Annotated in this window: 19 protein-coding genes and 1 tRNA gene; 10 read left to right on the forward strand and 10 right to left on the reverse strand. The window is 60.7% G+C overall.

Annotation, left to right across the window (positions count from 1 at the left end; translation table 11 throughout):
- Nucleotides 1-80 precede the first annotated feature (80 nt).
- Nucleotides 81-156: transfer RNA gene (locus BM118_RS12270), tRNA-Lys, on the forward strand.
- A gap of 406 nt (nt 157-562) precedes the next feature.
- Here BM118_RS12270 and BM118_RS12275 read toward each other — a convergent pair.
- The gene (locus BM118_RS12275) at nt 563-1,297 is read right to left on the reverse strand and encodes a spermidine synthase (protein WP_244550134.1); all 735 of its coding nucleotides are present in this window, start codon (nt 1,295-1,297) and stop codon (nt 563-565) included.
- 271 nt (nt 1,298-1,568) lie between these two features.
- Between BM118_RS12275 and BM118_RS12280 the strand changes: the two genes are divergently transcribed.
- The gene (locus BM118_RS12280) at nt 1,569-1,889 is read left to right on the forward strand and encodes a helix-turn-helix domain-containing protein (RefSeq protein ID WP_092185534.1); all 321 of its coding nucleotides are present in this window, start codon (nt 1,569-1,571) and stop codon (nt 1,887-1,889) included.
- Between the two features lie 139 nt (nt 1,890-2,028).
- Here BM118_RS12280 and BM118_RS42655 read toward each other — a convergent pair whose 3' ends face one another.
- The 8 genes from BM118_RS42655 to BM118_RS12320 all read right to left on the reverse strand — a co-directional run bounded on the left by BM118_RS42655 (nt 2,029) and on the right by BM118_RS12320 (nt 10,087).
- Nucleotides 2,029-2,175 carry a hypothetical protein gene (locus BM118_RS42655; protein ID WP_349528353.1) on the reverse strand — a complete coding sequence of 49 codons (147 nt, stop codon included), beginning with the start codon at nt 2,173-2,175 and terminating at the stop codon, nt 2,029-2,031.
- A gap of 436 nt (nt 2,176-2,611) precedes the next feature.
- The gene (locus BM118_RS12290) at nt 2,612-3,145 is read right to left on the reverse strand and encodes an NADH-quinone oxidoreductase subunit B family protein (protein WP_092185536.1); all 534 of its coding nucleotides are present in this window, start codon (nt 3,143-3,145) and stop codon (nt 2,612-2,614) included.
- 13 nt (nt 3,146-3,158) lie between these two features.
- Nucleotides 3,159-4,670, reverse strand: a complete 1,512-nt coding sequence (locus BM118_RS12295; RefSeq protein WP_092185538.1) for a hydrogenase large subunit — start codon at nt 4,668-4,670, stop codon at nt 3,159-3,161.
- Nucleotides 4,671-4,688: 18 nt separating this feature from the next.
- Nucleotides 4,689-6,140, reverse strand: coding sequence for a hydrogenase 4 subunit F (locus BM118_RS12300; protein WP_092185540.1), 1,452 nt, complete (start codon nt 6,138-6,140; stop codon nt 4,689-4,691).
- Nucleotides 6,137-6,805 carry a hydrogenase-4 component E gene (locus tag BM118_RS12305; RefSeq protein ID WP_092185542.1) on the reverse strand — a complete coding sequence of 223 codons (669 nt, stop codon included), beginning with the start codon at nt 6,803-6,805 and terminating at the stop codon, nt 6,137-6,139. Before BM118_RS12305 ends, BM118_RS12300 begins: the two co-directional genes overlap by 4 nt.
- A complete protein-coding gene (locus tag BM118_RS12310) occupies nt 6,805-7,761 on the reverse strand; it encodes a respiratory chain complex I subunit 1 family protein (RefSeq protein ID WP_028176117.1) in 957 nt (318 codons plus the stop codon). Before BM118_RS12310 ends, BM118_RS12305 begins: the two co-directional genes overlap by 1 nt.
- The gene (hyfB, locus tag BM118_RS12315) at nt 7,752-9,767 is read right to left on the reverse strand and encodes a hydrogenase 4 subunit B (RefSeq protein ID WP_092185544.1); all 2,016 of its coding nucleotides are present in this window, start codon (nt 9,765-9,767) and stop codon (nt 7,752-7,754) included. Before hyfB ends, BM118_RS12310 begins: the two co-directional genes overlap by 10 nt.
- On the reverse strand, nt 9,767-10,087 hold the full coding sequence (locus BM118_RS12320) for a helix-turn-helix domain-containing protein (RefSeq protein WP_028176116.1): 321 nt from the start codon (nt 10,085-10,087) through the stop codon (nt 9,767-9,769). Before BM118_RS12320 ends, hyfB begins: the two co-directional genes overlap by 1 nt.
- A gap of 670 nt (nt 10,088-10,757) precedes the next feature.
- On the opposite strand from BM118_RS12320, the gene BM118_RS12325 reads away from it, so the two are divergent.
- The 8 genes from BM118_RS12325 to BM118_RS12360 all read left to right on the forward strand — a co-directional run bounded on the left by BM118_RS12325 (nt 10,758) and on the right by BM118_RS12360 (nt 19,412).
- Nucleotides 10,758-12,947, forward strand: a complete 2,190-nt coding sequence (locus tag BM118_RS12325) for a type I secretion system permease/ATPase (RefSeq protein WP_177234229.1) — start codon at nt 10,758-10,760, stop codon at nt 12,945-12,947.
- Entirely contained in the window at nt 12,944-14,407 is a 1,464-nt protein-coding gene (locus BM118_RS12330; RefSeq protein WP_177234230.1) for an HlyD family type I secretion periplasmic adaptor subunit, read from the forward strand. The genes BM118_RS12325 and BM118_RS12330 overlap by 4 nt, the downstream gene beginning before the upstream one ends.
- Before the next feature lie 215 nt (nt 14,408-14,622).
- Entirely contained in the window at nt 14,623-15,237 is a 615-nt protein-coding gene (locus BM118_RS12335; RefSeq protein WP_092185548.1) for a hypothetical protein, read from the forward strand.
- 685 nt (nt 15,238-15,922) lie between these two features.
- The gene (locus BM118_RS12340) at nt 15,923-16,546 is read left to right on the forward strand and encodes a toxin-activating lysine-acyltransferase (RefSeq protein WP_244550135.1); all 624 of its coding nucleotides are present in this window, start codon (nt 15,923-15,925) and stop codon (nt 16,544-16,546) included.
- On the forward strand, nt 16,543-17,331 hold the full coding sequence (locus BM118_RS12345; RefSeq protein ID WP_092185550.1) for a hypothetical protein: 789 nt from the start codon (nt 16,543-16,545) through the stop codon (nt 17,329-17,331). The genes BM118_RS12340 and BM118_RS12345 overlap by 4 nt, the downstream gene beginning before the upstream one ends.
- Nucleotides 17,332-17,352: 21 nt before the next feature.
- Nucleotides 17,353-17,715, forward strand: coding sequence for a hypothetical protein (locus BM118_RS12350; protein ID WP_092185552.1), 363 nt, complete (start codon nt 17,353-17,355; stop codon nt 17,713-17,715).
- Nucleotides 17,716-18,279: 564 nt separating this feature from the next.
- Nucleotides 18,280-18,906: a toxin-activating lysine-acyltransferase gene (locus tag BM118_RS12355; protein WP_092185554.1), complete on the forward strand. Its 627-nt coding sequence runs from the start codon at nt 18,280-18,282 to the stop codon at nt 18,904-18,906.
- Nucleotides 18,907-19,004: 98 nt separating this feature from the next.
- Nucleotides 19,005-19,412, forward strand: a complete 408-nt coding sequence (locus BM118_RS12360; RefSeq protein ID WP_143099462.1) for a hypothetical protein — start codon at nt 19,005-19,007, stop codon at nt 19,410-19,412.
- Between the two features lie 173 nt (nt 19,413-19,585).
- On the opposite strand, the gene BM118_RS42275 is transcribed toward BM118_RS12360, so the two are convergent.
- Nucleotides 19,586-20,389 carry a hypothetical protein gene (locus BM118_RS42275; RefSeq protein ID WP_244550136.1) on the reverse strand — a complete coding sequence of 268 codons (804 nt, stop codon included), beginning with the start codon at nt 20,387-20,389 and terminating at the stop codon, nt 19,586-19,588.
- Between the last annotated feature and the right edge of the window lie 14 nt (nt 20,390-20,403).

A 20,403-nucleotide genomic window follows, 5' to 3' on the forward strand; every position in this document is an offset into this window, starting at 1 on the left:
GGAAAACATTCGCCGCATCGCTTGCCAGACCCGGATCGCTTTGCTAAACGACCGACCTCGCAAGGCATTCACCGCCTTTCGGGCGCATAGCTCAGTTGGTAGAGCAGCTGACTCTTAATCAGCGGGTCCCAGGTTCGAGCCCTGGTGCGCCCACCATTTAAAAATCCTTCCTCATCAATACGTTACAAGCGGCAATACCGAGAACAGAACGGGTCTCGTGCGGCGTTTTTTGTGGTCGCACGCCATGCGCGAGTTGACGATGCTCTGAATGTTCTTGGCCCGGAATCTGGCGCGCGGGAACCGTCGATAGCAGGAGGGATCGTAGGGGTATCGTGGCTTCCGCGCGAAGCCAAAGGTCCGTGACGATCCGGACACGCCGTGGACGATCGATCTGTTGCCGGCAAGCAGTGGTGCGAAAGGGTGGACCATCCACGGCGTTTAGTTTTCTAGATCGATTTACGCGGCCGCTGTGGAGGGAGTCCCAGTTCGCTTCCAGCCGTTCCCCAAGGAGGAGACGAGCCCAGTGCCGGTTATCTACGTCGATCTGCCGGAAGCTGCGACATTAGCGCGATCCACTAGTGAGATCGCGATTTCGCAATCTCCCGCGGCGGATCGCCCAGCGTTCATGGCTATGGCGCATCACGCGATCGAGCGCTGCCCGTGAACCCAAGGTCGTCTCGGGGACGCAGGCGATGACGGCATTGCGATCCTCGATGAATTGCTCATCGACGATCCATGTTTGCAATTCTTCACCGGCGAGTCTGGCTGCGATCCGGTCGGGTGTCGGATCAATGTCGTGTGCGACCGTTACGTTCATCACGATCCGGCCGCCCGGTGCCAGACGGGCGCGGATGGCGTCGCAGGTCTCCGCGTCAAACTCCTCCGCGTATCGGAATCCCGGTCCACCGACGTCGATGGCAATGCCGTCGTAATATGCGCGGTCATCGAATACGAATTTTCGAAAGTCGGAAACGATGCACGGCAGATCGTCCGGTAGATCGAAATACCTGTGCGCGAGCACGAAACTGATCGGATTGATGTCGACGATGGTCAATCTCTTGCCGAGACGCCACAGCCGTGTCGCGAGATTTCCGCCGCCACAACCCAGGACGAGGATCTGTTCGGACCGAGACAGAAGTTCGTCCATGAGCTTCACATAGGTGAAGACACTTTCTCCGTCGGGCGTGGCCTGACTTTGCCTTACGCCCTCCTCGAAGTACACGCGTGTTCCATCCCATGAACACTCGACGATGTCGATCTGTCCGTTCGTTCCTTGATAACGCCCCAGCAGTTTCACGGCAGGCAAAGACCTTAAGATATGGACATTAGAACGCATGCATTAAACATCTCTTATCATGTAATTTGCTAAGAACCAACCACTTCGGGTGCCGTTGATAGGATTTCCCGTATTCTTCGATAGAAATTCGATACGGGTTTCTGGCCTCTCAATCCGGTTCAAGCCAGCGAGAATCGGCGATGATATATTTTGTATCTAGATTGATGCTTGAAGCGGTAATTTGGATGGTGTACGTATATTCGATGAGAATTTTGCCGAAGGCCGCCATTTCATGATCACGGCCAATCAACTCAGGGCCGCTCGCGCGCTCCTGAATATAGACCAGCGGCAGACGGCCGAACTCGCCGGTCTCTCAGTCCCCACCATTCAGCGCATGGAAGCAAGTGACGGAGTTATCCGTGGGAATGTCGATTCTCTGATGAAATTGGTTTCTGCCCTGGAGAATGCCGGGATCGAATTGATCAATCCGGGGGTTACGAGTTCGGCCGGTGGTCGAGGCGTCCGTCTCAGGGAGCACGTCGCGAAGCCGAAAATGAAGAACATGAAGCAGCCCAAGCCCTCTTCGCCGCGGAGTTTGGAACGGGTGCGATAACCCCTCGAGCCATTCGAATGGCGGGTTTCTCGATCGAGGATGATGAAAACGCTGAAGACAAGCGTACTTGCAAGCGGTTTCTCACGCCTTGAGGCGCCTAGTGGCACTGCACATGGATTATGACCGGTTGGTCTTGGGGTCAGAGTAGCTCTGGCAGCAATTTTGGATCAACGAGGATCTCGATGCTGCGAGGGGGCCTTGGCTGCCTTCTGATGAGGCCAGCGCGCTCCAGCGTCAGCACCATCTGGTGAACCGACGGCGGGCTGACGCGGAAATATTCCTGCATGTCGGTTTCGATCGCGGGCCTGCGATGCAGCCGGGTATAGAGGGATAAAAGCCAGATCCTGCCCCTGCTTGGGCGTGAAGGTTTTTGCCGCAGGACTCACGCCGGCCATCCGATTCAGTTGTTCGTGTGTACCTCGAACGAGAGGCACGCCATGAATGCACGCTATCGGGTCGAACTCAGGCGAATCGAGCCTACCGAACTCAGGGCGCTGCTCACGGCAAGCATGCGTCCCGCAAGCTCAAGCACGCACGGATTTTGCTGGCCGCCGATGGCGGAGCCAGCGATGAGCCCGACCGCGTTGGATCGCGACTAGACGCGGTGGAAACATCATCCCGATATTGTGCGAAAAGGATCGGCGTCATCGCGAGGACTATCCCGATCTGAACGCACCCTGCGATCAAGCCGGCTTGGAATAGCCGAAGGCGCCGCGAGAGCCTCAAATGGAATCGGTGTTCTTGGCCGCTTGATCGAGTAGGGCGAGAAGTCCTTGCAAGATCGTGGTGGGCGGCGGAGGACAGCCGGGAACATGAAGATCGACGGGAACCACCTGCGAGACCCCTCCTACCACCGCATAGCTGCCGGCAAAGCAGCCGCCATCCCGGGCGCAATCTCCGACGGCGACGACCCATTTCGGATTGGGGGTCGCATGATAGGTGCGCTCCAACGCGTCGCGCATGTTCTTCGTCACCGGTCCGGTCACCATCAACACATCGGCGTGACGCGGCGACGCAACGAACCGGAGACCGAAGCGCTCGACGTCGTAGTAGGCATTGTTCAACGCGTGGATTTCAAGTTCGCATCCGTTGCAAGATCCAGCATCGACCTCGCGTATCGAGAGGCTTCGGCCGAGGCGCCGTCGTGCCGCGCGACCGACGGCAGTGGCGAGCTCGGTCACCGCGGCATCGTCCGGTGACGGTGCTTGCTCGGTGAACGGCCGGCGAAACAGGCTCTCAAAAAGCAGCTTGCGCATCTGGTGCCGTTCCTCAGAGATCGTGGCCCGAATAGGAGCAATTGAAGGATTTGTTGCAAAGCGGGAAGTCGGCGATGATGTTGCCCTCGATTGCGGCCTCTAGAAGCGGCCACTGAAACCACGACGGGTCGCGCAGATGGCATCGTTCGACCCGGCCATCCCGTAAGCGGAGCCAAACCAGGACGTCGCCGCGAAATCCCTCGACGATCGCCATGCCTTCCCGCGCCTCCCGCCGATGCGCCGCATGCGTTCCCAGCGGGCCATCGGGAAGCCGGTCCAATATCTGGTCGATCAGCAAAAGACTCTGTTCAACTTCGCGCACGCGGATCCAGACGCGAGCGTTGACATCACCCTCGTTCAGGACCGGTACATCGAAGCGCAGTGCGTCATACGGCGCATACCCAAGTGTCCCGCGTGCGTCGAATGAGCGGCCGGACGCGCGGCCTATGTAGCCTCCAACGGCATACTGCCTAGCCAGAGCGGTCTTGAGTACGCCCGTATCGACAGTACGATCCTGTAGCGATGCCGTATTGTCGTAGAGCTCGACCAAAGCAGGAAAGCGCAACCGGATGGTATGCAGCGTCGTCTGGATGATTTCTCTCCCTTCCTCAGTGAGGTCGCGGGTCACGCCACCGGGTACGATGATATCACGCATCAATCGATGGCCGAATGCGGTATCGGACGCGCGCAGGATGCTCTCTCGCAACACGCCGCAAAGGGCGTGCATCAGCGTAAAGGAGGCGTCGTTGCAGATTGCGCCGATGTCGCCGAGATGATTGGCGAGCCGTTCGAGCTCTGCGAGTAAGGCACGCAGCCAAACCGCGCGATCGGGCACGACAAGCTGTAAGGCTGCTTCGGCCGCTCGCGAAAACGCAAAGGCGTAGGCGACTGTGCTGTCGCCTGACACGCGTCCGGCGAGCTGGACAGCTCGTTCAAGATTGGCTCCAGTCATGAGCCCCTCGATACCCTTGTGGGTATATCCCAGCCGTTGCTCCAGCCGGGCCACGGTCTCACCGCTGGCCGTAAACCGAAAATGCCCCGGTTCGATAATTCCCGCGTGCACCGGACCGACCGCGACCTGATGCAGACCGTCGGCCTCCACCGACAGGAAATGATAGGGGGATGCCTTCGACAACGCGTTGATGCGGTTTCCCAAGGGGAAGCGAACGGCCCAACAGTCGTGATCGAACCACGGGCGAGTGTCGGGCAAGCCATCCGCTGACAAACCAAACAGATCGTTGATGGCGCGCTCCAATCGAAGCGCCGGCGGGTGGTGTTTGCCGACCGAAGGATAAGTGCGGTCGGGGCAATCCAGGCTGACGGTGGCGACTTCTGCCGTATGTCCATCCATAATCGCCATGTGCACCGTTGAGGGTTCTCCCCAAAGGCCAAGCAGGCTCCAGCGTCCATGCGCCAGCTCGCTTGCCGCAAATGTCCAAACGGAAGCATCGACTGTAGCTCGCGGCCACGGGCTGTGTTGTTGGACCGGGCGGCCCTCCAGCATGAGATCGATCAGCGACGGCATATCCTGTTGATCTCCAAACTATCCAAGAAGGCGTGCCACGTGTTGGAACCATGTGACGAGCGGCGCCGGAAGATAGAGTCCCGCAATCAGAACCAGCGAGAGATGGGCAAACATCGGCACGTAGGAAGCCTCGGCTGACTTGGTGCTGCCTCGAGGTTCGCCAAATGCGACGCTCGTCAGGCGCAACGTCAAAGCGCCGAACGCCAACAATAGCCCGAACACCAGTACGATCGCGAGCAGCGGCTGGCGTGCGAAGGTCGAGCTTACGACCAGGAATTCGCTCATGAAGATTCCGAGCGGCGGCAAGCCGGCGATCGCGACGACGCCCGTTACCAGACCCCAGCCGAGCGCCGGATGGGTCACGGTCAAGCCCCGGATCCTGGAGATTCGTTGGGTGCCCTTGATCTGCGATATATGCCCGACGGCATAGAAGATCGCGGACTTGGTCAGGCTGTGCATCACCATGTGCAACAGCCCCGCGAAATTGGCGAGTGGGCCGCCCATGCCGAACGCGAACACGATGATGCCCATGTGTTCGATCGAGGAATAGGCGAACAGCCGTTTGATGTCGCGTCGGCGGTAGAGCATGAAAGCGGCGAAGAGGAGCGAAACCAGGCCCATCGTCACCATCAGGGGGCCGGGAGCGATTGCCGCCGGATTGGCGGCGAGCAATATCTTGAAGCGCAATAGCGCGTAGAGCGCGACATTCAGCAGCAGCCCCGACAGTACCGCCGATATCGGCGTCGGACCTTCGGCGTGGGCGTCGGGCAGCCATGCGTGCAGCGGCGCCAGACCGACCTTGGTGCCGTAGCCGAGCAGCAGGAATATGAAAGCGACGTTGAGAAGCGCAGGATCGAAATTCGCGGCATGTTGGATCAGAAGTGTCCAGACCATGCCGTCCTGCCCCTCGCCCATGACTGGACGCGCCGCCATATAGACCAGGATGGTACCAAACAGGGCGAATGCGATGCCGACACTCCCCAGAATGAAATATTTCCATGCCGCTTCCAGAGCGGCGTGGGTACGATATATGCCGACCATCAGTACCGTGGTGAGCGTCGCAATTTCCACCGCGACCCACATCAGCCCGATATTGTTCGACACGAAAGCTAGGTTCATGCCGAACATCATGGTCTGATACATGGCGTGGTAGAAACGCAGATAAGCCGGCGTCAACCGCCCAGTCTCCAGTTCATGCGCGATGTAGCTGGCGCTGAAGATGCTGGTCGTGAATCCCACGAAGGTGTTGAGCACGATGAAGACGATGTTGAGATCGTCGACGAGCACGTACGGCCCCGGCGGCGGACGTTCGATGACGAACAACGAGAGGGCCGAAAGAAATGTCGCCAGGCTCGCCACGACGTTCAATCGTGCCGTCAGCCGGTAACCCGGCAGAACGGCGAGCAGCGCTGCCGAGCTGATCGGAATTACCAGGACGGCCGCGACCGAATCGAATGAAGCTATGTTCATCGCCGTTCGCCCCGGTAGTCGTCGAGCGCGGAGACGTCGACGGAATCGAAACGTTCGCGGATCCGGAACAGGAAGATGCCGATGACGATGAAGGCGATCAGGATCGAGAAGGCGACGCTGATCTCAACCACCAGCGGCATGCCCTTGGCGCCGGTTGCCGCCAGCACCAGCCCATTCTCGAGCGACATGAATCCGACGACCTGGCTGACGGCGTTGCGACGGGTTACCATGACCAGAAGTCCGAGCAGCACGACCGACAAGGCAAAAGCGAGATCCTCGCGCGCCAATGGATCGGCCTCCGCGGTCACCCGCAGCATCAGCACCATTGAGAGGGCAACCAGTGCCATCCCGGCCAGCATGGTCGGGCCGATCCCCACGGCGGACTCGATGTCACGATGTATCCCAAGCTGCTTGACGATGCGATGCAGCGCCACCGGAATGACGATCGCCTTGAAGACGAGCGCGATTGCAGCCGTGATGTAAAGATGAGGCGCGTCCTGGACAAAGGCCTGCCAAGCGACGGACAGCGCGAGCACCAGGGCATGAAGCGCAAAAACGTTGAGCAGCGAATAGAGCCTGTCCTGGTACAGCATCATGAAGCTGATCAGGACGAGCCCGCCGGCCAGCGTGTGCGAGACGTCGAAGGAGAAGCTGTGCATCTGCATCAGAAGCTCTTTGACACGAACAGGAGGAGGGTGCCGAGCAGGCCCAGCATGAGGGCCGCACCGAGAAATTGCGGAACACGAAAGACCCGCATTTTCGCCGTGGCGGTCTCGAACAGCGCGAGGAAAAAGCCGGCAACCGCGAGCTTGACGAGGTAGGCGACGGCGCCGATGGCATAGGAAAACGGCCCGGTACCGAAGACCGCTATCTTCCAGGGAAGGAACACGCACGCGATCAGCGAGACATAGAGCAACAGTTTGAGGAAGGCGCCGAATTCGATCATTGCGAGATGGCGACCGGAATATTCGAGAACCATCGCTTCGTGCACCATGGTGAGCTCCAGGTGCGTTGCGGGATTGTCAACCGGTATTCGCGCGTTCTCCGCGAGCGCCACCATGATGAGCGCGATCATCGCCATTCCCAGCGATACCCGTAAGCCGACATAGGACGAGGCCATGAAATTTGCGACCGTCGAAAGTTGGGTCGAGCCGGCAATCAGCGCCGTGCAAAATACAAATAGCAGCATCGCCGGCTCCGCAAGCGCCGCTATCATGACTTCGCGGCTGGAGCCGATGCCGCCAAAACTGGTGCCGACGTCCATCCCGGCGAGCGCAAGAAAGAAGCGTGCACTTCCCAGCAGCGCCACGATGGCAATCAAGTCCGCCGTCCAGTTGAAGAGGAGGCCGGTAGCGAACGTCGGCACCAGGGCGGCGGCAACCCAGATCGCGGCGAAGGTTACATAGGGTGTCACGCGGAACAGCCAGGAGGCGTTGTCCGCCAGCACCACTTCCTTGCGGAGCAATCGCAGGAGATCAAGATACGGTTGAAAGACCGACGCTCCCTGGCGACGCACCAGGCGGGCCTTCATCTTGCGCACAAAGCCGGTCAGCAGCGGCGCCAGGAGCAGCACCAGAAGCATCTGCATGCCTTGCACAAGAATGTCCGACATCACGACCATATCGCGAGAACCAGAAGGAGTGTGACGAGGGTCGCAAAGACCAGGCTGAGATAGCGCCGGATGGTCAGGAACTGTAGGCGATTGAGTTTATCGGCAGAGAAGCCAACGGCGCCTGCTATCGGCTCATACATTCGCTCCCAGATCAGATCGTGCAATTCGATTTGCAGGCGCGCTGGCCTGATATCCCCGGGGGCCGGCATCTCGACATGATCGCGGGCGTGGAACACGAGCGTACCGAAAACGCGGCGGATAGGCTGAGCGAAGCTTCCGCTCGAATATTGGGCCGCGGGTGTCGGATCGGAAAAGCCACAGCCCCAGGCCGGCCCCCGCCTTAAGGCACGAGAGGCAAAGCGATGAATAAAGACGACGGCCGCTGAGGCGGATATCGCGATGAACACCATAACAAGCAGCCCGTTGTATGAACTGCGACTCTCCGCAATCGGCGCGATCGAAAGCCAGGGTTCGTTGGCTTGGATCGGCATGCGGCCGCCGAGGATCTGTAGCGTGATCGGCGAAAGCGCGTCGATCACCAGCCCCGGCAGAATTCCGGCCAGCAAGCAAAGTGCGGCGAGGATGAACATTGCCGAAAGCGAGTAGCGGTCGACTTCTTCTGCGGTTTCCGCCGCCACGTCGCGCGGACGCCCGAGAAAGGTCACGCCGTAGGCCTTCACGAAACACGCCGCTGCCAACGCAGCCGCCAAGGCCAATAGAGCTCCGACCGCAGGCACGGTGATCTTCAGCGCCCATTGCGGCAACTCCGGGCTCTGCAATACAGCCTGGAACATGAGCCATTCCGAGACGAAACCGTTGAAGGGCGGAAGCGCTGAGATCGAGACACAGCCGACGAGAACGGCGAAGCTTGTGTACGGCATGCGATGAATGAGGCCACCCAGCTTGTCCATGTCCCGTTCGCCGGTCGCGGTCAGCACGGCGCCGGCGCCGAAGAAAAGCAGACTCTTGAAGAAGGAGTGATTGAGAACATGAAACAGAGCCGCCGCAAACGCGAGCGCGGCCTGTAGCTTCAGGCCGTTGGCCTGGAAGGCCAATGCAAGGCCGAGGCTTGCGAAGATGACGCCGACATTTTCGATCGTACTGTAGGCGAGCAGGCGCTTGAGGTCCTTTTCCATCATCGCATACAAGATCCCCATGACGGCAGTGAGGCCGCCAAGAGAAAGCACGATCACACTCGCCCACCAGCTCGGCTGTCCCAGGAGATCGAATACCACGCGAATGAAGCCGTAGATCGCGACCTTGGTCATGACGCCGCTCATCAGCGCCGAGACGTGGCTCGGCGCCGCGGGATGCGCGAGCGGCAGCCAGACGTGCAGCGGCACCAGGCCGGCCTTTGAACCTGCGCCGAGCAACATCAGGATCAACACCAACGTGGCCACGTAGGGCGTATGTTGAGCCGTGCGAATGGCGGCAAATTCGTAGTCTCCCGCCGGCCCCGCCAAAAGGCCGAAGGCCAGCAGCAGGGCGAGCGTGCCGAAGCTCGCCATGACGAGGTAGACGTAACCGGCTTTCGCGTTGCCCGGTTCACGATGATGCGCCATGACGAGCGCCCAGGACGCGAGCGACATGAATTCCCAACAAAGCAGATAAGAAAACGCATCACCCGCCAGCACCACAAGATTCATTCCTGCCAGAAAGGCGGGGAAGAAGGGCAACACGCGCTGCGGCGCCTCCTCATGATGACCGTAGCCGAGACCATAGAGGCTTGCCGACGCCCCTCCGAGATTGACGACGACGAGAAAAAACGAAGCCAGTCCGTCGAGGCGGAAATGGGCGCCAAGCCACGGCAATCCGATTGGCAGAATCAGATCGGCGGCGTTCGCGGTATCGCCCAGCAACCAGTGAATGGATCCTATCAACGCAATCGCAGACGCGGCTAATGTCGCGCCGTAGATGATGGTCGTGGCGATCGTTGAGCGGCTCAGAACAATCGCCAGAACTGCCGATCCAAGCATTCCGGCAACACACAGCATTTGCAAAACGACAGCCGACATTACCTGCGCGCCTTCATTCCGCTTGATGCTTTGTTCTCTATCTGATTGTTCAAATAGATTTTTGCCGATCCGGAATTGACTTTCAGTCGCACCCCGCGCCCCTCGGCGCTACTGACAGCCCCTTCGTCGATCAACTCAATGCCGGCGGTGTCGAGAGCTGTAATCAGCTTCACCAGCGAATCGACATTGCCCCGAACCATGGCCTCACTCGCCTCCATGCGCTGGATCGTTGGCACTGAAAGCCCGGACAGTTCTGCGAGCCGTCGCTGATCGATGCCGAGGAGCACCCTGGCCGCCCGCAATTGAGCCGCTGTGATCATCGATCGCCCCACCATCCCGATTCGAACGAACACCAAACGTCATCCTTCTATCGTAACTAGTCATGTTACAATGTCAATATATGATAGTTAAAACATCTAATCTAAACGAAATGTCATCGCGGGCTGTCGGTATCCAATCCTGATGCGTCGGGAGCCAACATGAGTTCGACACCGGCGTGCAAGCTCATCGCCCATACGTTTGAGGTTGTCGTCGATGCGGGCGGTGCCGGTTTGCGCGCCACCCAGGGCGCCGTCGGGGCGGGCCTGACGACCGCCTGCATCACAAGGTGTTTGCGACCCGCAGCGATACTGTCGTCGGACGGCTCGGGCCCGCAATGGCCCGGACGATCGATGCAAGTCGCCGCGCATCGTCGCGATTATTCCTGACCTCGACGTCAAACGCGGGACGCCTTCATCCGATCGGCCGGTCGCGTTCGCGTTGCTGCGCCTCCACCACGCCGCCGGACCGGTCGTATGGCCACCTCGACCTTCGTCGGGAGCGACGAACGAGGGCTTGGCTTGCCCATTGAACAACGTTAGATGTAAGCGATCGTGTTATCCGTGGTTAGGTTGTTGTCTCAATCTGCTGCGCGAGTCGAGGGACCAGGCAAATCCTGCATGGTTCCCGGTTGGGATTCAGGCTGTTCTGGCTGGGTGTGAAGTCTGGGTCATGACCATTGCGATTGCGAAAGCGCCTGACGAGACCGCAGACATAACGAGCGGCAATGATCCTGATCTTCCGGCGTCGCTGCTTTCCTTCATTCTGGTAGCCAAATTCCTTGGTGTCCCGGCCGACGCTGGTCAGATCGCTCATGACCATGGCTCGCCGGGCGAGCCGTACCAGCTTGAGGACCTCGCCCGGATCGCCAAGCGGCTGAAGATCGTCGCCAAGGTGAAGCCTGCGGCCATTGAGGCGCTTCACAAGGTCCCATTGCCTGCGCTCGCCGAACTGGAGGGCGGCGAAGCCGTCGTTCTGCTCAAGATCGACCAGCAGCCGGCTGGATCGCGCTTCCTGATCCAGCGCGGCAATGGCGGACGTCCCGAGGTGTGGTCGGCGGACGATTTTGGCGGCCGGTATGCCGGACGGCTGCTGCTCATGACGACGCGCGAGCTGATGGCGGGGGCGACGCGCCCCTTCGACATCAGCTGGTTCATTCCTGCGCTCGTGAAATACCGCGGACCGCTGCGCGACGTGCTGATCGGGTCCTTCTTCCTGCAACTGATGGGACTGATTTCACCCATCTTCTTCCAGCTCGTCATCGACAAGGTGCTCGTCCACCAGTCGCTGACGACGCTCGACGTGCTGGCGGTAGGGCTCTCTGCAGTGCTGATCTTCGAGACCGGATTGTCGGCGCTGCGCAACTGGCTGTTTGCTCACACCACCAATCGCGTCGACAGCGAGCTTTCGGCGCAGCTGTTCCGGCATCTTCTCAACCTGCCGCTGTCGTATTTCGAGGCACGCCGCGTCGGCGACAGCGTTGCCCGCGTGCGCGAGCTCGATCGTATCAGAGAATTCCTGACCTCGAATGCCGTCACCGTCGTGATCGATCTCTTCTTCACCATCGTCTTCTTCGCCGTCATGTACGCCTATAGTCCGCTATTGACCCTGATCGTCACGCTGTCGATCCCCCTCTATGTCGCGATCTCGGTGATCGTGACGCCGCCGCTGCGCGCCCGTCTCGACGAGAAATTCCGGCGCGGCGCGGAGAACCAGTCCTTCCTTGTCGAAAGCGTCACGGGCATCGGCACGCTGAAGGCGATGGCGGTCGAGCCGCAGATGCGGGCCAAATGGGAAAAGCAGTTCGCGGGCTACACCAGCACCGGATTTCAGGTCGCGACGCTTGCGAACTGGGGCAGCCATCTCACCCAGCTGGTGTCCAAGCTGACCACGGTTGCGATCCTGTTCTTCGGCGCGAAGGCGGTCATCGCCGGCGACCTTTCGGTCGGATCGCTCGTTGCCTTCAACATGCTCTCCGGGCGCGTCGCACAACCGATCCTGCGCCTCTCCCAGCTCTGGCAGGACTTTCAGCAGGTGCGCATCTCGGTCGATCGGCTCGGCGACGTGCTGAACGCGCCGGCCGAGCCCGATCACAATCCCAACCGGGCGAGCCTTCCTCCGATCAAGGGCGCGGTGAATTTCGACCGGGTGCGTTTCCGCTATCGCCCCGATGCGCCGGAGGCTTTGCGCGGCGTCACGCTCGCGATCCAGCCGGGCGAGATGATCGGCATCGTCGGCCCCTCCGGCTCAGGCAAGTCGACGCTGACCAAGCTCGTGCAGCGCCTCTACGTTCCGGAGCAGGGCAGGGTGCTGGTCGACGGTGTTGATCTCGCGCTGGTCGACCCGGCGTGGCTGCGCCGGCAGATCGGCGTCGTGCTCCAGGAAAACATCCTGTTCAATCGTCCGGTGCGCGAAAACATCGCGCTCGCCGACACCACGATGCCGATGGAGCGGGTCATCGCCGCCGCTCAGCTCGCCGGCGCCCACGACTTCATCCTCAGCCTTTCGCACGGCTACGACACGGTGATCGACGAGCGGGGCGGCAACCTCTCCGGCGGGCAACGCCAGCGGATCGCGATCGCGAGGGCGCTGATCGGCAATCCGCGCATCCTGATCCTCGACGAGGCGACCAGCGCGCTCGACGCCGAGAGCGAGGAGATCATCCAGCACAATCTCGCCGGCATCGCCCGCGGCCGCACCGTCATCATCATCGCGCACCGCCTGTCCGCCGTGCGGCAATGCGACCGGATCGTCACGGTCGAAGCCGGCGAGATCACCGAAACCGGAGATCACCAGACGCTGCTGCGCGCGGGCGGCCGTTATGCCCAGCTCTATACCAAGCAAATGGGGCGCAGCACTTGACGGCATGGGTCGCCGAGCGCTTTCCGACGCTCGCCAGGCACTGGGCCGTGCTGCGGGCGAGCTGGAGCATGCAGAACGAGGCCGACCGCAACCGGCGGCCGCTCTCCGACCACGAGTTCCTGCCGGCCGCCCTCGAGATCATGGAGAAGCCGCCGAGCCCCGGGCTGCGCATGCTGCTGCTGATGACCTGCGGCTTCTTCACGGCCGCTCTGGTCTGGTCCGTCATCGGCACGGTCGACGTCGTGGCGGTGGCGAGCGGGAAGATCATCCCGTCGAGCAAGGTCAAGACCATCCAGCCGATGGAGATCGGCTCGGTGCGCGCCATCCATGTCGCCAACGGCCAGCATGTCGAGGAGGGGCAGCTCCTCGTCGAGCTCGATCCGACGCTCGCGACCGCCGACGAGGCACAGGCGCGCCAGAACCTGCAGGCCTCGAGGCTCATCCAGGCCCGCAACGCGGCCCTGCTCGCCTATCTCGACGGCCGGCCGACCGGCTTCGTCGCGCCGGACGACACGCCGGCAGCGATGGTCGCGGTGGAGGAGCAATATGTCCGCGCCAGCATCGCCGAATACGAGGCGCAGGTCGCCAGCCTGCAGCAGCAGATCGCCCAGCGCGCGGCCGAGCTGACCTCGGCCGAGGTCGAGATCAACAAGCTGCGCCTCACCCTCCCGCTCGTCGATCAATCGCTCGAGGCGCGCAGGCAGCTCACCGAACAGGGCAATTTCGCGCGCCTGCGGCTGCTGGAATACGAGCAGCAGCGCATCGAGCACGTCCAGAACGTCGACGTGCAGCTCGCCAATGCGACGCGGGCGCGCGCCGCGATGACGGCGCTCGAGGCCGAGATCCGCAAGCTGCGCGAGACGTTCGGCAAGACCGCCGTGACCGAGATGGTCCAGGCCCGCGACAAGGCGCAGCTCGCGGCCGAAGATTTGCGCAAGACCACGCGGCGGCGCGAGTTCCTGCAGCTCCGCGCGCCCGTCGCCGGAACGGTGCAGCAGCTCGTGGTCGCGACGATCGGCGGGGTGGTGCAGCCGGCCCAGCCCCTGATGACCGTCGTCCCCGACGGCGCCGAGATCGAGGTCGAGGCCCAGGTCCTCAACAAGGACATCGGCTTCGTCCGCGAGGGGCAGCCGGTCCGGGTCAAGCTGGAGGCCTTTCCCTTCACCGACTACGGCCTGGTGCCGGGGATCGTCGAGAGCATCAGCCGCGACGCGATCGACCTGTCGCAATCGAACGGCCAGCCGCAGCGCGACGACAAGGGCCGGCCGGTCCAGCCCGGCCTTGTCTACGCCGCACGCATCCGCCTGTTGCAGACCAGCATCCGCATCCGCGACCGCCAGCAGGCGCTCGGCCCCGGCCTCTCCGTGCAGGCCGAGATCAAGACCGGCGAGCGGCGGATCATCCAATATCTGCTGTCGCCGATCACGCAGTCGCTCGATGAAGCCGGGCGGGAACGGTGAGGCGCCGCGCGCCAGGAGCGTGATGCATCTGGCTGCTCGACGTCATCGCCCCCTCGCAAAAAAGTCGCTACCGCCATGCTCGCGAACTTCAAACAGGAGGTGAAGGACAAGCCGGTGCGGATTCATCCGATCGTCAGCTAACTGGTCGATCCGGCCGTGCTGGAGAAGATGAAGGTGCGGCCGGTGGGGGAGGCTGATAGCAACACGGAGGGCGTATGACCCTCGCAGCTGAAATTTTGGAAATCGATATGGTTGATCAGGTCTGGATTAGTGAAGTGCTGAGCAACGGCGACCTCGGCAACAAGCTCGGCCTTCGTCAGAAGTGGTACGACGAGCCGTGGGAGGCTCCCTACGTGCGGCATATCGTTCCCAAAAAGAGCGAACATGTGCGTGCGGCGATCTTCAAGCACTTCGCTGGCCATACGTTGAAGCGCGAGGAGCTACCAGAGGCCTCGGCTGTTTACAGCATGTCGGATTTCAAACGCGCGAAGGATGTATTCTTTGCCGGTGCGTTTCTTGCCGTAAAAGGCCGCATTGCCGATGTGCTGGCGAAATTTGATTTCGGGGCGGGTGGGTTGGTTCCTTACACCATCTACGAAGCGGATGAAAACACCCCGCTGCCGGGACCTTTCTACCTCGTCAACTTCGGATCCTTTAAGGACTGTTTCCTTCCCGCACCAACATCGAAAAAACCGGTGTTCACCACCAGACGGGCCAGACCTATTGGTCGCTCCGATATCTCGAGGACAGCGACATCGCGGTTTCGCCGGCAGCCCTGGCCGGAGCTGACATCTGGATGTGTCCTGGTGTCGAAGGTCGCATCTTCATGAGCAACCGAGTCGTTGAGGCGCTCAGGAAGTCCCTCAGCGATGCCGATCTTTCAGAGTTCAAACTGCACCGCTGCAGGGTCGTTGGGTAACGGGGGAGACGGCCATGGCGGGAATTACGGTGACAGTGCACACAACTCCCGTTGAGCATGGCAGCCTTGGATCCGTCGCCGAATATATGCGGTGATCGAATGGCTCGACCGGCTCATCAAGGTCGCGCTGTCGAGCCTTGTCGTATGACGACACGGTGACGCCACAGCTTCGTTTGCAGCCGTCGCTCGCCTGCTATGAGCCTCGCCACTTTGCGCTGAACGGCCCGAGCCGATCTCCTGAAAGCCACCGAGTTCCCTTCTCCACACTTGTCAATAGATGCCGAGCACAACGGATGGACACATCGCGCAACACTTTTTGGGGCGTGTCGCGATTTCGTCTTGAAGTTGTATGCGGGTTAACGTTCTATGAACTCCGAAGGAGGGGCAGTGGGGCTGCTTCCGATTATCTGTGACTGAATTATACATCTGCTTTCCGCGGCGACCGTTTGGGGCAACCGGGGCGGGTGTGTGCAGATGACGGTTTTTTCGCGTCGGCAGACTCGCGGCCCGGACGGCCGCAGGCCGTCGTGGCAGGCTCACTTCCCCAGTGATCACGATCCGCCCGGTCGGGCGATCGAAATTTGGGAGCGAGAGCCATGGCAAAGAGCGCGAACGAGACGGCGGCCGCCGGCACGCCGGCGCTGAACGGGATCAAGGGCGGGGGCGCGGCCGGGCCGACTGATGCGAAAGAGCGCGCGCTCGATCCGCAAGTGCTGGCACAGATCGCCGCGTTCAAGATGCGGATCCAGGCCGGCGTCGGCGAGGTCGTCCTCGCCATGCTCAACCTGCCGCGCTACCGTAACCAGACCCTGGCCGACGTCATGCATCTCGTCGTCGAGCCGATGACGCGTGACCGTATCGCCATTGCCAAGGCCGGCGGCGAGGGCAAGGTCGAGGAGACCGCCGGCATCGCGATCTGGGCCAGCGTCTCCGACGAGGTCGACGCCAAGATCCGCGAGCAGATCCAGGCACGCGTGTTCCCGGTCCGCCTCAAGGCCGAGGACTGGACCAGCGGCGAGACCACCTGGCTGCTCGACGTCATCGCCCCCTCGCAAAAGGTCGCCACCGCGGTGCTCGCCAACTTCAAGCAGGTGGTGAAGGACAAGCCGGTGCGGATTCATCCGATCGTGAGCCAGCTGGTCGATCCGGCGGTGCTGGAGAAGATGAAGGTGCGGCCGGTGGGGGAGACGGGCAAGACAGCCGGCGAGACCGGCAAATGAAGCGAACCGGGGCGGTGACGCGGATGTGCCATCGCATGCGCTTGGTGCTTGTCGCCGTGGGCGCATTACGGGTGTTGGCCTCCTTCTGCGCCGGCTCTGCCCGTGCGGACGACGTACCCAATTTGGGTCGGGCGGACTATTTCCGCTTCTCGCTCGACATGACTCCCATCCGGATCAGTCTTGTCAACGATGTTGTCGGCAAGGCCAATTTTCCGGAGCTTATCGTGCCCCGGGCTTATGTGGTTTTCGTCAACAGGGCGCCACATAGCAGCGAAGGACCGCTGCCGTCGCAACTGACTTCGAACGAAGTTGAGCTCGCGTTCGTTGATGGAAGCGGTGAACCCTGGAGCGTGGCGGTGGCGGAGCGATCACGGCGAGATGGCCTCGACCGTGTAACGGCCGGCCAGCGTATGCGTGCCGAACTGACCAAAGTTCAGCTTCATCCCAGCAAAATGTCTGCAGCAGCCTATGCGGACGCAACCCGAGCCAACGTGTTGCGATCCGCACCAAAACGTCAGGATGACGATTTCGAGGGACTGGCCCACTACAAGGGCGTTGCGAGCTATTCCAACTATGTCGGTGAGCCGGCTGACGAATTCTTTTCGGTGCAATGTGAGGGGAAGCTCCACCCCGTTTACCTGTGCAACTACACGATGTCGATCGCGGAAGGCGTCGCTGCACGTGTTGGCTTTGTCGACTTCCGCCTGCATGGCGGCCGGGCCTACGCCAATCGCCGCCTACGATTCGTTCGTGAGGTGGTCTGCCGCTATCTCACCCGCTGCTGAACCTCATTCCGGAGATTGACTGTGGCGATCACTCAGCTCGATATAGATAAGATACAGGAACTGCTGGATAGCGGAGACCGCGCTGGCGCTTATATTTATTACTACGAGCTGATTAAGGATGTTGATCCATCGGCCGGCCGCCAAATTCTGATCCAAGCCCAGATTACTACCTATAGCGGCTTCTTTGGCGGTGCTGCGCTTATTGGCAACGCGCTCGCGAAGCACGCAAATCCAGACCTCTATCCGCCCACGCTTGACGGTTTTTCGGTCGATATCGTCCAAGGGTTGATTAACGCCATCAAGGCCGATTTCACGAATGGGGACGGCATCCCAGCCGCGACCAGATTCAGCGGGCCGATAGCGGCGTCTGGGGAATTACGGTGACAGTGCACACAACTCCCGTTGAGCATGGAGCCTTGTATCCGTCGCTGCATATGCGCGGTGATCGAATGGCTCGACCGGCTCATCAAGGGTGCGCCGTCGAGCGTTGTCGTATGACGATACGGTGACGCCACAGCTTCGTTTGCGGCCCTCGCTCGCCTGCTACAGGCCTCGCAGCTTTGCGCTGAACGTGCGAGCCGATTTCCTGAAAGCCACCGAGTTCCCTTCTGCCCAATTGTCAATAGACGCCAATCGCAACGAATGGACACATCGCGCAACATTTTTTTTGGCGTATCGCGATTTCGTCTTGAAGTTGTATGCGGGTTAACGTTCTATGAACTCCGAAGAAGGGGCAGTGGGGCTGCTTCCGATTGTCTGCGACAGAATTATACATCTGCTTTCCGCGGCGACCGTTTGGGACAACCGCGGCGGGTGTGTGCAGATGACGGGTTTCTTCGCGTCGGCAGACTAGCGGCCCGGACGGGCCGCAGGCCGTCGCGGCAGGCTCACTTCCCCAGTGATCGCGATACGCCCCGTCGGGCGGGCTGAATGTTGGGAGCGAGAGCCATGGCAAAGAGCGCGAACGAGACGGCGGCCGCCGGCAAGCCGGCGCTGAACGGGATCAAGGGCGGGGCCGCGGCCGGGCCGACTGACGCGAAAGAGCGCACGCTCGACCCGCAGGTGCTGGCGCAGATCGCCGCGTTCAAGATGCGGATCCAGGCCGGCGTCGGCGAGGTCGTCCTCGCCATGCTCAACCTGCCGCGCTACCGTAACCAGACCCTGGCCGACGTCATGCACCTCGTCGTCGAGCCGATGACGCGCGACCGCATCGCCATCGCCAAGGCCGGCGGCGAGGGCAAGGTGGAGGAGACTGCCGGCATCGCGATCTGGGCCAGCGTGTCCGACGAGGTCGACGCCAAGATCCGAGAGCAGATCCAGGCGCGCGTGTTCCCGGTCCGCCTCAAGGCCGAGGACTGGACCAGCGGCGAGACCACCTGGCTGCTCGACGTCATCGCCCCCTCGCAAAAGGTCGCTACCGCCGTGCTCGCAAATTTCAAGCAGGTGGTGAAGGACAAGCCGGTGCGGATTCATCCCATCGTGAGCCAGCTGGTCGATCCGGCGGTGCTGGAGAAGATGAAGGTGCGGCCGGTGGGGGAGGCGGAGGAGAAGACGGGCGGTGCGGACAAGGCGTGAGAAGCCGCCAGCCAGAGTAGAGCTCTGATAATGCAGATCAATTCAGTGGGTCGCGTTCGTTTTGGAAGACCCGCTGCGAAGTTTGGGAAGGTGGCTGCATGACGATTAGATTTGATCCGGACTTGCGACGTTCAACGCATGTGGAAAGCGGTCTGGCCGTTCAATGGGTGCGCGACGAGCCTCCGATGGAACGCTCTACGCACTTCAAGTTGATTGTCGGCGGAATCGAAGTGCCGTTTACCGCCTCCTACGATTACGGCGAGGACAAGATCAAGAAAGCAAATCCCGATATCGGCGCTATTGAACTCGATCGCCTTTCCACGGCGCTGTGGGAGAAGAACTACCGAGCAGTCAATATTGAGGCCAATTTCGATAAGCAGGTATTCGTCGAGGTTTGGCGAGACCTGGTTTCGCAGGGCCACAGTAGCTATCGGATTTCGACCTACTACACAGAAATTCGGACGCCCCACGCCGGTGAAAAGAACGAGTGGGAGTGCCAAGGATGAGCGCTGATCCGCTTTTGGACCTCCTTCGCGGCGCGATCCCTGAAGGTGGAAAACTCACACTTCAAGCATTCAACGAATTTCTGGACACGGCAATAGCGAACGCCGACAACTTCTTCAATTTCAACGAGACGACCAACGTTTCAAATCGATCTTATCAGAGTACTATTTTCTATTCAGGCAGCTTGGGTCCCGAAGCCGGGAACGTCTATACCGGTGAAATTGCCCGTGATCTGGCAAATCGGAGCAGCGGCCAAATAAGAGTTTTGGACAACACAAAGATTGGCCGGATCCTTATTGGTATAACTCAAAACAGCGGTCTGTCGGGGATTCCGATCGAAGGAAGTCTCGCTGACTTCGTGGATCTGGCGGGCAAGAAATTCACACCGGCATCTGCCCAGTTTACGGCCCTGACTGAAGGTGCGGTCACCACTATCATCGGCCGCACAGCCTCGCCATCGGGCGTGCACGCCGCAACAGAAATCCCAGAAATCCTCACGAATTCCAAGATCACGTCGGTCAATGGCGAGAGTATGGCGAGCGTGAAAGCGGCGCTGCCCAACACCGCCGGCCTGACTCCAGAGGCCAAGAACTCGTTCTATCTTTCCAAGTTTGAGAACGAGTTCTATTCGAAAGTCTATAATTCCGGCGCAGAGCTGTATTGGGACGGTGTCAACGGTCGTACGACCCGAGCCATAGCCACGTTCAGTTCTGAGGCCTTGGCTAGGGTTGGTGTGAACGCTGCGTTGACGCCGCCGGCCACCGAGGGATTTGGCAACCACATCGGTGCGAGCGCCTTCAATGATGAGGTGGGCTATCTCCGGGCGAAGGGTCTTTCCAACAAGGAAATTGTCCTGCGCTACAACAATGCGGGCGTAGAATACTACAGAGTCTTGATGGCGGAAGACAACGTCGTCCGGTCGTACCGCAATCAACTGATGGCGGACGAATTCAAACGACTTGCGACGGCGGGCGGCCAAGGCATCAACACTCC

It is taken from the genome of Bradyrhizobium sp. cf659, from assembly GCF_900113725.1.
In the GTDB taxonomy this organism is placed as follows: Bacteria; Pseudomonadota; Alphaproteobacteria; order Rhizobiales; family Xanthobacteraceae; genus Bradyrhizobium.